Below are 13,115 nucleotides of genomic sequence, written 5' to 3'. Positions count from 1 at the left end.
CGTCTCGTCCACGTGGTGAGCCCGGAGGAAGGGGTCACCATGCGGAAGGTCCTGATCATCGGCGGCGGGTACGCCGGCTTCTACGCGGCGCGGGGGCTGGAGAAGCGGCTGCGGCCGGACGAGGCGGAGCTGACCGTCGTCGACCCGCGCCCGTACCTGACCTACCAGCCGTTCCTGCCCGAGGTCGCCGCCGGGTCGGTGGAGGCCCGGCACGCGGCGGTGTCGCTGCGCCGGCACCTGCGCCGCACGCGGGTCGTCGCCGGGACGGTCACCGAGGTCCACCACGCCAGGCGCGCGGTCACCGTGCGACCGGTCGACGGGCCGGAGTTCGAGCTCGACTACGACGTCGTCGTGGTCACCGCCGGCGCGGTCACCCGGACGTTCCCGATCCCCGGCGTCGCCGAGCGGGCGATCGGCATGAAGCACGTCGAGGAGGCGGTGGCCATCCGCGACCGGCTGCTGACGGCGTTCGACCGCGCGGCGGTCCTGCCGCCCGGACCGGAGCGCCGCGCGCTGCTCACCACGGTGTTCGTCGGCGGCGGGTTCTCCGGCGTCGAGGGGTTCGGCGAGGTGCTGTCGCTGGGCGCGGCGCTGCTCGGGCGCTACCCCGAGCTGACCGCCGACGACGTGTCGTTCCACCTCGTCGAGGCGCGCGACCGCATCCTGCCCGAGGTGACCGACCGGCCGGGGCGGTGGGTCGTGCGCGAACTGGAGCGGCGCGGTGGGCACGTGCACCTGAACGCGCAGGTCGTGTCCGCTGTGGACGGTCACGTGGTGCTGTCGACCGGCGAGTCGTTCGACGCGGGCCTGGTCGTGTGGACCGCGGGCAACGGCGCGAACCCGGTGGTGCGGCGGCACACCGACCTGCCGGTGGACGGGCAGGGGCTGCTGGTGGTGCGTGCGGACCTGCGGGTGGGCACCGACGCCGAGCCGGTCCCCGACGCGTGGGCCGCGGGCGACGACGCGGCCGTGCCGGACCTCGCGTCGGACGTGCCGGGCGCGCGCACGGTGCCCAACGCGCAGCACGCCTACCGCCAGGGCAGGTTGCTGGCCCGCAACATCGCCGCCGCGCTGCGCGGCGAACCGACCAGGTCCTACTCGCACCGCAGCCTGGGCGCGGTCGCCACCCTCGGCCTGGGGCGGGGCATCTTCCAGTACCGGCGGATCGTCGTCACCGGTCCGCTCGCCTGGTTGGCGCACCGGGGTTACCACGTCCTCGCCATCCCCGGCCGGGAGCGCAAGCTGCGCGTCCTGGCCGTGTGGCTCACCGCGGCCGCGTTCGGCCGGGACATCGTCTCGCTCGCCTCGGTCGAGCACCCGCGCGAGGCGTTCACCTCCGCGGGCCGCGACGGGTGACCGGGCGCCGGTGGGCGCCGGAGAAGACCGCGCCGCCCGTGCCGATCACCCGGCACGGGCGGCGCGGTGTCCGGGAGGCGGTCAGTCGTCGCGGCTCTCGTCCAGCGCGGCGGAATCGACCACCTCGTCGAAGGACCCGTACGTGCCGTCCGGCAGGGAGCGCACCGCGTGGAGGGTGTCCTCGTCGGCGTTGTTGCGCGACGCGTGGTCGGCCAACTGGTCCCTCGCCGCCGGATAGGCGACGTCGCCGAGTGCCGTGCGCAGCCTGTCCACGGTGGTGGTCTCGCTCATCTCTCCTCTTTCCGCTGGTGACGTCGTCTGCGGTTACCCGAACAGCGGTCCTGGAAACCAGGGTTAACCGGTAATGATTATCATGTGCCGCGATGGCTCGCCCTGAACGAGGAGGACGTGTGGGTCACCTGTTGATGATCGAGAGCTGGGTCGGCGCGATGAGTTCCCTGCTGCCCAGGGCGATCAACGAGACCGGGCACCGCTTCACGTTCCTGACCCGCGACCTCCAGCACTACCTGCGCTCCGCACCCGCGCACCCGCACCCGCTGCTCGCGGCGGACAACGTGCTGACCGCCGAGACCAACGACGTGCCCGCCCTGCTCGACCACGTGGCGCGGCTGCACGACGTACTCCGGTTCGACGGCGTCGTCTCGTCCTGCGACTACTACCTGTCGACCGTCGCGCGGGTCGCGCACCACCTGGGGCTGCCCGGCCCCGACCCGCTGGCCGTCGAACGCGCCTACCGCAAGGACCTCACCCGCGCCGCCCTGCGCGACGCCGGCGTACCCGGTCCCCGCTTCGCCCTGGCCGAGGACTGGCCGGCGACCGCCGAGGCCGCCTCGGACCTGGGCTACCCGCTGGTGGTCAAGCCGGTGGACCTGTGCGCCGGGATGCACGTGCGCAGGGTCGCCGACGAGGCCGAGCTGCGCGAGGCGTTCGCGGCGCTGGAGGCGTTCCCGGTCAACGCGCGCAACCAGCCCAGGGTGCGGACCGTGCTGCTGGAGGAGCTGCTCACCGGCCCCGAGGTGAGCGTGGAGACGGTGACGGTGGACGGCGTCACGCACGTCGTGGGCGTCACCGACAAGAGCGTCGCGGGCGAGCCGTGGTTCGTGGAGAGCGGCCACATGTTCCCCGCCGAGCTGCCCACCGACGGGGCCGAGGCCGTCGCGGTGGCCGCGATCGCCGCGCTGGGCCTCGACCGCGGCGTCGCCCACACCGAGGTCAAGCTGACCTCGGACGGCCCGAAGCTCATCGAGGTCAACCCGCGCCCGGCGGGCAACCAGATCACCGAGCTGGTCCGCCGCACCACCGGGATCGACCTGCCCGCCGCGTACGCCCAGCTGGCCGTCGGCGAGCGACCCGACCTGCGCCCGGTGGACACCGGCGTGCGCAGCGCGGCGATCTCGTTCCTGCTGCCGCCGCGCCGCGGGCTGCTCGCGGGCGTCGACGGCGCGGAGGCGCTGTCCGCGCCGGACGTCGCGCAGTGGTCGGTGAAGCCGCCCGGTCACCGGGTCGGCGACCCGACCAGCAACAACAGCTACCTCGGGCACGTCATGGTGACCGACCCGACCGGTCCGGGCGCACGCGCGCGGGCCGAGCGGCTCGTGGCCGGCCTGTCCGTGCGCTACGCCGACGCCGAGGGGGCGGCGTGACCATCGACGAACTGGTCGGGCTGGTGCGCGCCGGCGCGCTGGGCCCCGCCCCGGCGACGCTCGCGGCGAGCGTCGCGTTCACCACGCGGCAGGGCGCCCGGCACGCCGGCCGGGGCCGGTCCTACCGCAACACGGTGGTCAGCCTGCGCGTCGAGGACGCGGTCGGCTCCTGCGCGGTCGAGGAGGTGTCCGACGACGTGGTGCACGACTGCGTCGGCACACCGGTCGCCGAACTGCTGGACCACCCGGAGCCGGCCGTGCGCACGGCGGCGCTGGACGCCTACCTCATGCACGTCCGCCCGCACGCGCGGTCCGGCGCGGAGAGCGTCACCGTCGGACCCGGGTCGTCGCTGGAGAAGTCCCTGGCGCGGGCGTCGGCGGTGGTGGACCTGCTGCGCCCCGCGCCCGGCGAGCGGGTGCTCGTGGTCGGCGTGGTGAACTCGCTGCTGCACCACCTGCGCGAGCGCGGCGCGACCTACCTGCCGTGCGACCTCAAGGGCGGTCGCACGGAGTGGGGCGAGGCCGTCGCCGAGGACGCCGTCTCGGCGCTCGACGAGTGCGACACCGTGCTGGCCTCGGGCATGACGGTCGGCAACGGCACGTTCGAACCGCTGCTGCGCCGCGCCGCCGCGCAGGGCAAGCCGGTGGTGCTGTTCGCGCAGACCGCCAGCGCGGTGCTGCCGTGGTTCATCGGCTCGGGGGTGCGGGCGGTGTCGGCCGAGCCGTACCCGTTCTTCTGGCTCGACGGCGGCCCGACGACGATCCACCTGCACACGGAGCGACCCTCGTGACCGCGCGCGCGAACCGACACCTGCTGGAGCTGCTCGGCCGGACCCCGGTCGTCCGGGTGGACACCCCGCTCCCCCACCGGCACGGCGGGTTCTGGGCCAAGGTCGAGTCCCTCGGGGCCGGCGGCATGAAGGCGCGACCGGCCGTGTCCATGCTCCAGGCCGCCCGCCGGCGCGGTGAGCTGCGCCCCGGCGCGGTGGTCGTGGAGTCCACCAGCGGCACGCTCGGCCTCGGCCTGGCCTTCGCGGGCCAGGCGCTGGGCCACCCGGTGGTCTTAGTCGTGGACGACGAGCTGGAACCGGCCATGCGCGCGCTGCTGCGGGCGCACGGCGCGCGGCTGGAGGTGGTCGACCGGCCGCACCCGACCGGCGGCTGGCAGCAGGCCCGGCTCGACCGGCTCCGGGACGTGCTGGCGACGATCCCCGGCTCCTACTGGCCCGACCAGTACGACAACCCGGACAACCCGCTCGGCTACGCGGGCCTGGCGCGGGAGATGGCGGAGCAGCTCGACCCGGTCGACGTGCTGGTGTGCAGCGTCGGCACCGGCGGCCACAGCGCGGGCGTGGTGACCGCGCTGCGCCGCTACTGGCCGCGCGTGCGGCTGGTGGGCGTGGACGCGGCCGGTTCGACGATCTTCGGCCAAACCGCCCGGCCGCGGGTCATGCGGGGGCTGGGCAGCAGCATCCACCCGCGCAACGTCGCCTACGCCGAGTTCGACGAGGTGCACTGGCTGGGACCGCGCGAGGTGGTGGACGCCTGCCGCAGGCTCGCCCGGGACGCGTTCGTGACCGGCGGGTGGAGCACCGGGGCGGTGGCGCTGGTCGCCGCGTGGGCGGCCCGGGTCGAGCCGGGCGCGGTGGTGGCGACGATCTTCCCGGACGGCCCGCACCGCTACCTCGGCACGATCTTCGACGACGACTTCTGCCTGAGCCGCGGCCTCCTCGGCCCGGCCGCCGACCGACCGGTGGAGATCGGCAGCGCCGAGTCCGCCGAGGTGACCGGGTGGGCGCGCTGCCGCTCGGTCGCGGACCCCCGGCTGGCGGTGCCGGTGTGAGGCTCGACTGGGACGTGCGGGGCCTGGAGCTGCGCACGCCGCTGCGGATCTCGCGGTCGGTGATGGCCCGCCGCGACGCCGTGCGGGTGGTCGTCTCGACCGACGGGCTGAGCGGGCACGGCGAGGTCGTGACCAGCGCGTTCTACGGGCTCGACGTGCCGACGATCACCTCCCTGCTGGCGGGCCTGCGCCCCCTGCTCGCCGGGCTGCCGGGGCCCGAGGAGGCGCTGGGCGCGCTGGGCGACCTCCCCGCCGGGGTGCGGGCGGGCGTCGACGCCGCACTGCACGACCTGATCGGCCTGCGCCGGGGCGTGCCGGTGCACGCGCTCGTCGGCACTCCCGAGTGGACGGACGTGGCGACCGCCCGCACGATCGGCATCACCTCGCCGGAGGACGCCGGAGCGCAGGCCGCCGAGCTGGTCGGGCGCGGGTTCCCGGTGCTCAAGGTGAAGGTCGGCGGGGACGACGAACGGGACCTCGCCGCCGTGGCGGCGGTGGGCGCGACCGGCGCGCGGGTGATCCTCGACCCGAACGGCGCCTGGACGCCGGAGGGGACCGTGCGGTTCGTCGAGCGCGTCGGCGGCGTGGCGCTCGACGCGGTGGAGCAGCCGATCGCGCCCGGCATGCCCGACGGGCTGGCCTGGGTACGCGAGCGGTGCCCGGTGCCGCTGGTCGCCGACGAGGACGCCACCACGGTGGCCGACGTGCGGGCGCTGGCGGGCGCGGTGGACGGGGTGAACGTCAAGCTCGCGAAGTGCGGTGGGATCACCGCGGCGATGGAGGTCGTGGCGGCGGCCCGCGAGGCCGGGTTGGACGTGATGCTGGGCTGCCTGGTCGCCAGTTCCCTGGGCATCGCGCCCGCCGTGCACCTGACCGGGCACGCCCGGTGGGTCGACCTCGACGGGCACCTGCTGCTGGCCGCGGACCCGTGGTCGGGCATCGGCGGCGAGGACGGCGTGCTGCGGTTGACCGGGGCCCCGGGGCTCGGCGTGGTGCCGAGGTGACCACGGCCCGGGGGCGACGGCCGTCCCGCCCCGCGGCTCCCCCGCTGCCCCGGCCCGTCCGGCTGCTGCTGGTCAACCAGTTCGCCGTGAACACCGGCTTCTACCTGCTGATCCCGTTCCTGGCCGCACACCTGGGCGGTCTGGGCATGTCCGCGACCGTCATCGGCGTCGTGCTCGGCGTGCGGACGCTGAGCCAGCAGGGCCTGTTCCTGCTCGGCGGCACGGTGTCCGACCGGCTCGGCCCGCGCACCGCCATCCTGGCCGGCTGCGCGCTGCGCGCGGTGGGCTTCGGGCTGTTCGCGCTCGGCGACTCGCTCACCGTCGTGCTGGTCGCGTCCGCGCTCAGCGGGCTCGCCGGCGCCCTGTTCAACCCGGCCGTGCGGGCGTACGTGGCGGTCGAGGCGGGGGACGCGCGCACCGAGGCGTTCGCCCGGTTCAACGCCTGGGGCCAAGCGGGCGCGCTGGCCGGGCCGGTGCTCGGCGGCGTGCTGCTGCTGTGGGACTTCCGGGTCGCCGCCGTCGTGGCGGCCGGGATCTTCGCGGCGCTGACCGCCGCCCAGGCGTTCGCCCTGCCCGCCCGACCGGCCGCCCGCAGCGGCGGGTCGGTGCTCGGCGACTGGCGCGAGTGCCTCGCCGACCGCCGCTTCCTGGCGTTCACCTGCGCGTTGAGCGGCCTGTTCGCGTTGCAGAACCAGCTCTACCTGCTGCTGCCCGTGCAGGCACAGCGGGCGACCGGGTCGGCGGTGTCGGTCACGGCGCTGTTCGTCGTCTCCACGCTCACGACGCTGCTGCTCCAGGTGCGGGTCACCCGCCGGCTGGCGCGCCGGCCGCGCGGCGCGGTCATCGCGGCGGGCCTGGCCGTGGCGGGCGCGGGGTTCGCGGCACCCGCCCTGTGGTCCGGCATCGTGCCGGTACTGGTCACGACCGCGCTGCTGGCGCTCGGCGTGGTCGTCGCGCAGCCGTTCGTCTACGACCTGATCCCGGAGTTCGGGTCGCCGACCCTGTCGGGCACCTACTTCGGCGTGTTCTACCTGGCCTCCGGTGTCGCCGCCGCGCTCGGCAACGCCCTGGTCGGCTGGGTCAGCGGGTTCGGCGACGGCCCCGCGTCCCTGCTCTGCGTCGCGATCGGCCTCGGCAGCGCGGCGGCCGTCGCCCGGCTGCACCGCCGAGGCACCCTCTCCCCCCGGACCACGGAGGCCGACCGGTGAACCTCCTCACCGACAACCCCGAGCTGTACGAGCACCAGTTCCCCGACCCCGGGCACACCGCCGCGCGGTTCGTGCACGACCTCGTGACGCGGTTCGGCGGCGGGCGCGACCTGCTCGACGTCGGCTGCGGCACGGGCCGCGACGCGGGGTGGTTGGCCCGCAACGGTTACCGGGCGTCCGGTGTGGACAGCTCGGAGCGGATGGTCGAGCACGTGCGGCGGCACCACCCCGAGGTGGACGTCGTGGTGGGCGACATGCGGACCTTCGCGCTCGGCCGCCGGTTCGACGTCGTCACCTGCCTGGACAGCGCCCTGCTGTACTGCCACACCAACGCCGACCTCGACGCGTTCCTGACCCGCTGCCGCGAGCACCTCGTGCCCGGCGGGCTGCTGGTCGCCGAGATGCGCAACGGCGCGTTCTTCCTGGGCAGCACCGAACTGCTCGACGGCCCCCGCACCCGCGCGGTCACCTGGCGCGGCACGGAGTACACCTCGACCACCGCGCTGCGGATCGACCACGCCGCCCAACTGCTGCGCCGCCGCCGCGAGTGGACGTGGCCCGGCCTGGCCGAACCGCTCGTGCAGCGCTCCGCCTGGCGGCTGCTGTTCCCGCAGGAGCTGCGCCACCTGCTCGACCTGGCCGGGTTCGACGTGCTCGCGCTGTTCGACGGCCCCGGTCCGCGCACCGACGACCCGTGGACGGCCGACGCCGAGCTGAGCGGCGCGCTGTCCGGCGACCGCCTGCACGTCGTGGCACGCCTGCGCCCCCACCACCGGAAGGAACCCTCGTGACCCTCGACCGCCGCCGCTTCCTCGGCCTCACCGCCGGGCTCTCGGCCGCCGCCCTCACCGGGTGCTCGACCGCCGCCACCACCCCGTCGTCCGCGCCGCGCACCGGCGGCAGGCTGCGCGCCGCGTTCGCCGGCGGCGGCGCCAAGGAGGTCCTCGACCCGCACCTGGCGAACCTGTTCGTGGAGGCGGCCCGCGCCAAGGCGATGTTCGACAAGCTGGCCGACCTGGGCGACGACGTCGCGCCACGACCGCGCCTGGCCGAGGCGTGGGAGCCCGGGGCGGACCTCACCCGCTGGCGGATCACCCTGCGGCAGGCCGCGTTCCACGACGGCAGACCGGTCCGCGCGCAGGACGTGCTGGCCAGCTACGCCCGCGTCCTGGACCCGAAGCGGGCGTTCCGGGCCCGGTCCAGCCTCGCGCTGGTCGACCTGCCCAACAGCCGCGCGGTGGACGACCGGACCGTCGAGTTCGCCCTCACCCGGCCGTTCGTCGAGTTCCCGAACGCGATGGCCGCGTTCGGCGCGTACATCGTGCCCGAGGGCGCGGAGGACTTCACCACGCCGATCGGCTCCGGGCCGTTCGCCTTCTCGTCGTTCGAACCCGGCCGGTCCACGCTGCTCAAGCGCAACCCCGACTACTGGGAGGGTGCGCCGCTGCTGGACGAGCTGGAGTTCGTCATCGCCAACGAGGAGTCGGCGCGCACCAACGCGCTGCTGGGCGGTCAGGTCGAGTACGCGCACGACCTGACGCCCACCACGGCCCGCGGCCACGCCGACGGCGGCCGGATGGCGATCCACCGCTCCCCCGGCAGCGCGGTGCAGGCGTTCGCGATGAAGCTCGACCGCCCGCCGTTCGACGACCGGGACCTGCGCGAGGCCATGTTCCTGCTCGCCGACCGGCCCCAGCTGGTGGAGGCGGTGCTCGCCGGCAACGGCCAGGTCGGCAACGACCTGTTCGGCAAGGGCTACCGGCACTACGCGGACCTCCCCCAGCGCGAGCGCGACCTCGACAAGGCCAAGTACCTGATCCGGAAGGCGGGGGCCGAGGGCCTGACCGTCGCGCTCGACACGTCCACCGCCGCGGCCGGCATGGTCGAGGCCGCCACCGTGTTCGCCGACCAGGTCCGGGGCTCCGGGCTGACCATCGAGGTGACCATGGGCAACAAGGACAGCTACTGGTCGGACGTGCTGAAGAACGGCTCCCTGTCGAGCTTCCGGTCCGGTGCCATGCCGATCGAGACGCACATCGCGCAGCGCCTGCTCACCGGGTCCGGCACGAACGTGACGAAGTGGGCGCGGCCGGAGTTCGACGCGCTGTACGAGAAGGCCGTCTCGACCTCCGACGAGGCCGTGCGCGCCGGGGCGTACCGGGAGATGCAGGCCGCCCTGCACGCCGAGGGCGGCTACCTGATGTGGGGCTTCGCCGACTGGATCGTGGGCACGGCGCCGGGCGTCGGCGGGATCTCCACCGCGCCCGCCAACACGCTCGACTGGGCGCGGTTCGACAAGGTGTGGCTGGGATGAGTCCGACCGGCTACGCGGCACGGCGGCTCGCGCTGGGCGCCGCACAGGTGCTCGCCGTGGCCACCGCCGTGTTCCTGCTGGTCGAGGCGCTGCCCGGGGACGCCGCCGTGGCGCTGGCGGGCGACCACCCCGACCCGACGCGGATCGAGGCCATCCGCGCCGCCATGGGCCTCGACCGACCGGGGTGGGAGCGGTTCGGGCAGTGGCTGGCCGGGTTGCCGCGACTGGACTTCGGCGTGTCGCTGGTGTCCGGCCGGCCGGTCGCGGAGTTCCTGGGCGACGGCATCGGCCCGACCCTCGTGCTGGCGGTGCTCACCCTGGTGCTGCTGGTGCCGCTGTCGGTGCTGGTGGGCGTGCTGGCCGCGCTGCGCGAGGGCGGCGCGCTCGACCGGGTGCTGACCTCGGTGAGCGTGGCGCTGCACTCGATCCCGGAGTTCGCGCTGGCCGTGGTGCTGATCGCGGTGTTCGGCGTGCGGCTGGGGTGGCTGCCGCCCACGGCGGTCGGCGTGGACGTCCTGGCCGAACCGGCGGTGCTGGTGCTGCCGCTGGTCGTGCTGCTGGCGCGGCCGATCTGCTCGATCGGCAGGCTGGTGCGCGCGGGCATGCTCGACGCCCTGGCGTCCGAGCACGTGCGGCACGCCCGCCAGCTGGGCATCGGCGAGGCGCGGATCAGGTTCGCGCACGCCCTGCCGAACGCCCTCGCGCCGGCCGTGCAGCAGGTCGCCCGCACCACGGACTGGCTGCTGGGCGGGGTGATCGTGGTGGAGGCGGTGTTCGTCGTCCCCGGCCTGGGCACCACCCTGGTGGACGCCGTGGCCGGGCGCGACCTGCCCGTGGTGCAGGGCTTGGCGCTGGTCTTCGCGGTCACCACGGTCACCGTGAACCTGCTGGCCGACCTGGTCGCGTTCCGCCTGGCCCCCCGCACGGGGGTGACCACGTGAGGCGCTTCGGGATCGGGGCGCTGCTCGTGGTCGTCCCGCTGGCCCTGGCGCTGCTGGGGCCGCTGTTCGTGCCCGACGACGGCGCCCGGCACGCGCCGTTCACGCCGCACGGCCCGCTGGGCACCGACTTCGTCGGCCGGGACGTGTGGCACCAGGTCCTCGACGGCGGCCGGACAGTCGTGCTGGTCGCGCTGCTGGCCACGGTGCTGTCCTACGCGGTGGGCGTGCCCTGGGGCGTGGTCGCGGCGACGGCCCGGCTGCGGCTGGTCGACGAGGTGCTGATGCGACCGCTGGACCTGCTGCTGGCGGTGCCGTCGCTGCTGGTGCTGATCCTGGTGGCGGCCATCGCCGGGCAGGGCCTGGCGGTGCTGGTCGGCATCGTGGCGCTGGTGAACTTCCCCGACGTGGCGCGGCTGTCCCGCGCGGCGGCCCTGGAGATCGCCGGGCGGCCGGCGCTGGAGGCGATGCGCATGCAGGGCGAGTCGTGGTGGCGGACCTCGATCGTCTACACGGGACGGTCGATGCTGCGCACCCTGGCCGCGGACCTGGGCACCCGGCTGACCGGCGCGCTGTACCTGGTGGCGTCGGCCAGCTTCCTGGGTGTCGGCGTGCCGCCGGACGCGGCCGACTGGGCGGTGATGGTGGACCGCAACCGCGGCGGGCTGTTCCTCCAGCCGTGGGCCGTGGTGGTGCCCGCGCTGCTGATCGTCGCGCTGTCCGTCGGCGTGAACCTGGTGTTCGACCGGGCCCTGCGGCAGGTGCGGTCGTGACGCCGGTCGTGCACGTGGAGGACCTGCGCGCCCGGGCGGGCGGCCGGGCGCTGCTGGACGGGGTGAGCTTCGCGGTGGGCGCGGGCCGGGTGCTGGCGCTGGTCGGCGCGTCCGGCAGCGGCAAGACCACCACGGGGCTCGCGCTGCTGGGCGAGCACGGACCCGGAGTCGAGGTCGAGGGGCGGGTGTCGGTGCGCGGGCGGGTGGCGTTCGTGCCGCAGCAGCCGTCGGCCGCGCTCAACCCGGTGCGCCGGCTGGGGGCGGTGTTCCGCGAGATCGCCGCGCTGCACGGGGGCGACCGCGACGAGCTGGTCGCCACGGCGCTGCGCCGGGCACGCGTGCCGGCCGAGCTGCTGCGCCGCTACCCCCACCAGCTCTCCGGCGGCCAGCAGCAGCGGCTCGTGCTCGCCCAGGCCCTGGTGGGCGACCCGGCGGTGCTGGTGGCCGACGAGCCGACCACCGGGCAGGACGCGCTGACCCGCGCCGAGGTCGTCGACGAGCTGGCCGGCGTGGTCGCCCAGGGCGTCGCGCTGGTGCTGCTCACGCACGACCTGGCGGTGGTGCGCGCCCTGGCCGACGAGATCGTGGTGCTGCGCGAGGGGCGCGTCGTCGAGGCCGGGCCCGCGGCGCGGCTGCTGACCGCGCCGCGCGAGGAGTACACGCGGGCGCTGCTCGACACCGTGCCGCGCACCGCGCCCGACGTGCCCGACCGGGCGCCCCGGCTGCGCGTGCGCGGCCTGACCGCCGGGCACCGCCGGGCCACCGTCCTGCACGGCGTGGACCTCGACGTCGGGGAGCGGCTGGCGGTCGTCGGCCGATCGGGCAGCGGCAAGACGACGCTGGGCCGGTGCCTGGCGGGCCTGCACGAACCGGCCGCGGGCGACGTGCTGCTGCACGGCCGGCCGCTGGCCCGGTCGCTGCGCCGGAGGTCCCGGGCCGACCTCGCCGCCGTGCAGTACGTGTTCCAGGACGCGCGGGGCTCGTTCGACGAGCACCGCGCGGTCGTCGACCAGGTCGCGCGCACCGCCGTGCGGCTGCGCGGCGCCGGCCCGGACGCCGCGCGGACCGCCGCGCTGGCCGCGCTCGACCGGGTGGGCGTGTCCCCGGCGACCGCGTCCCGCCGGCCGGGCGGCCTGTCCGGCGGTGAGCTCCAGCGCGCCGCGCTCGTGCGCGCCCTGCTCGCCGAGCCGGACGTGCTGGTGTGCGACGAGATCACCTCCGGGCTGGACGCCGTGACCCGCGGCGCCCTGCTCGACCTGCTCGCGGGCGTGCCGTGCGCGCTCGTGCTGATCAGCCACGACCTCGACGTCGTGGCCCGGCTCGCCGACCGGGTGGTCGTGCTCCACGGAGGACGTGTCGTCGCGCACGGTCCGGCGGCGGCCGTTCTCGAAGGAGCCGAGGAGAGGATGAAGTGACCGAACACCACCGCTACGAGGTGCGGCCGGCGACCCACGCCGACCTGCCCGGGGCCCGCAGCGTCATGCTGGACACGTTCTACCGCGAGTTCGGCCACGGCTACCGGCCGCAGTGGCACGCCGACGTGGTCGACCTGGCCGGCACCTACCTGGAGACGCCCCGGCACGCGCTGTTCGTGGCCGTCGCGGGCGACGAGGTCGTGGGCACCACGGCCGTGCGCGCCCAGGGGCCCGCCAGCCCGCCGCACCCGGCGTGGCTGGCGGAGCGGTACGCCGGCGGCACGACCGCGCAGCTGTTCCGGGTGTACGTGCGCGCCGAGCACCGCCGCCACGGCCTGGCCCGCGCGCTGGTCGACGCGGCCACCCGGTTCGTCGCCGAGACACCCGGCTACGAGCGGATCTACCTGCACACCGACACCAGGGTGCCGGGCGCGGAGCCGTTCTGGCGGTCGGTGGCGGTCGAGGTGCACGACGCCCGCGACGGCGACGGGCGCACCCACGAGACCGTGCACTTCGAGATCCCGCTGCCGGTGCTGGTCGACACGCGGGTGGGTGCCGGTGCGCGCGGCACGGCGTGAGCCGGGCGGGTTACCCGGACCG

The 13,115-nt window shown here is 75.5% G+C and carries 13 protein-coding genes; 12 read left to right on the top strand and 1 reads right to left on the bottom strand.

Annotation, left to right across the window (positions count from 1 at the left end; all coding sequences use genetic code 11):
- The first annotated feature begins 39 nt into the window (after nucleotides 1–39).
- Nucleotides 40–1,356 (top strand): NAD(P)/FAD-dependent oxidoreductase, encoded by a 1,317-nt coding sequence (locus J2S66_RS06495; RefSeq protein WP_310304962.1) that lies wholly within the window; start codon nucleotides 40–42, stop codon nucleotides 1,354–1,356.
- An 81-nt stretch (nucleotides 1,357–1,437) separates the two neighbouring features.
- Here the strand turns inward: J2S66_RS06495 and J2S66_RS06490 are convergent, their stop codons facing one another.
- Entirely contained in the window at nucleotides 1,438–1,647 is a 210-nt protein-coding gene (locus J2S66_RS06490) for a DUF2795 domain-containing protein (protein WP_310304960.1), read from the bottom strand.
- A 119-nt stretch (nucleotides 1,648–1,766) separates the two neighbouring features.
- Between J2S66_RS06490 and J2S66_RS06485 the strand changes: the two genes are divergently transcribed.
- Genes J2S66_RS06485 through J2S66_RS06435 form a run of 11 tightly spaced genes read left to right on the top strand, consistent with a single transcriptional unit; the run spans nucleotide 1,767 to nucleotide 13,093 of the window.
- Nucleotides 1,767–3,020 (top strand): ATP-grasp domain-containing protein, encoded by a 1,254-nt coding sequence (locus tag J2S66_RS06485; RefSeq protein WP_310304958.1) that lies wholly within the window; start codon nucleotides 1,767–1,769, stop codon nucleotides 3,018–3,020.
- Complete coding sequence (locus J2S66_RS06480; RefSeq protein WP_310304956.1) at nucleotides 3,017–3,811, top strand: Rossmann-like domain-containing protein; 795 nt, start codon at nucleotides 3,017–3,019, stop codon at nucleotides 3,809–3,811. The genes J2S66_RS06485 and J2S66_RS06480 overlap by 4 nt, the downstream gene beginning before the upstream one ends.
- A complete protein-coding gene (locus tag J2S66_RS06475) occupies nucleotides 3,808–4,863 on the top strand; it encodes a PLP-dependent cysteine synthase family protein (RefSeq protein WP_310304953.1) in 1,056 nt (351 codons plus the stop codon). The genes J2S66_RS06480 and J2S66_RS06475 overlap by 4 nt, the downstream gene beginning before the upstream one ends.
- Nucleotides 4,860–5,867: a dipeptide epimerase gene (locus J2S66_RS06470; protein ID WP_310304950.1), complete on the top strand. Its 1,008-nt coding sequence runs from the start codon at nucleotides 4,860–4,862 to the stop codon at nucleotides 5,865–5,867. Before J2S66_RS06475 ends, J2S66_RS06470 begins: the two co-directional genes overlap by 4 nt.
- Nucleotides 5,864–7,075 (top strand): MFS transporter, encoded by a 1,212-nt coding sequence (locus J2S66_RS06465; protein WP_310304947.1) that lies wholly within the window; start codon nucleotides 5,864–5,866, stop codon nucleotides 7,073–7,075. The genes J2S66_RS06470 and J2S66_RS06465 overlap by 4 nt, the downstream gene beginning before the upstream one ends.
- Entirely contained in the window at nucleotides 7,072–7,866 is a 795-nt protein-coding gene (locus tag J2S66_RS06460) for a class I SAM-dependent methyltransferase (RefSeq protein ID WP_310304945.1), read from the top strand. The genes J2S66_RS06465 and J2S66_RS06460 overlap by 4 nt, the downstream gene beginning before the upstream one ends.
- Nucleotides 7,863–9,389: an ABC transporter substrate-binding protein gene (locus J2S66_RS06455; protein WP_310304943.1), complete on the top strand. Its 1,527-nt coding sequence runs from the start codon at nucleotides 7,863–7,865 to the stop codon at nucleotides 9,387–9,389. Before J2S66_RS06460 ends, J2S66_RS06455 begins: the two co-directional genes overlap by 4 nt.
- On the top strand, nucleotides 9,386–10,330 hold the full coding sequence (locus J2S66_RS06450) for an ABC transporter permease (protein ID WP_310304941.1): 945 nt from the start codon (nucleotides 9,386–9,388) through the stop codon (nucleotides 10,328–10,330). Before J2S66_RS06455 ends, J2S66_RS06450 begins: the two co-directional genes overlap by 4 nt.
- The gene (locus J2S66_RS06445) at nucleotides 10,327–11,100 is read left to right on the top strand and encodes an ABC transporter permease (protein WP_310304939.1); all 774 of its coding nucleotides are present in this window, start codon (nucleotides 10,327–10,329) and stop codon (nucleotides 11,098–11,100) included. Before J2S66_RS06450 ends, J2S66_RS06445 begins: the two co-directional genes overlap by 4 nt.
- A complete protein-coding gene (locus J2S66_RS06440) occupies nucleotides 11,097–12,515 on the top strand; it encodes an ABC transporter ATP-binding protein (RefSeq protein WP_310304938.1) in 1,419 nt (472 codons plus the stop codon). The genes J2S66_RS06445 and J2S66_RS06440 overlap by 4 nt, the downstream gene beginning before the upstream one ends.
- Nucleotides 12,512–13,093, top strand: a complete 582-nt coding sequence (locus J2S66_RS06435) for a GNAT family N-acetyltransferase (RefSeq protein ID WP_310304936.1) — start codon at nucleotides 12,512–12,514, stop codon at nucleotides 13,091–13,093. Before J2S66_RS06440 ends, J2S66_RS06435 begins: the two co-directional genes overlap by 4 nt.
- Nucleotides 13,094–13,115 lie beyond the last annotated feature (22 nt).

The sequence above is a fragment of the Saccharothrix longispora genome, assembly GCF_031455225.1.
Classification (GTDB): Bacteria; Actinomycetota; Actinomycetes; order Mycobacteriales; family Pseudonocardiaceae; genus Actinosynnema; species Actinosynnema longispora.
Note: the sequence above shows the minus strand (reverse complement) of the source record. Positions and strands in the feature narration are given on the sequence as shown.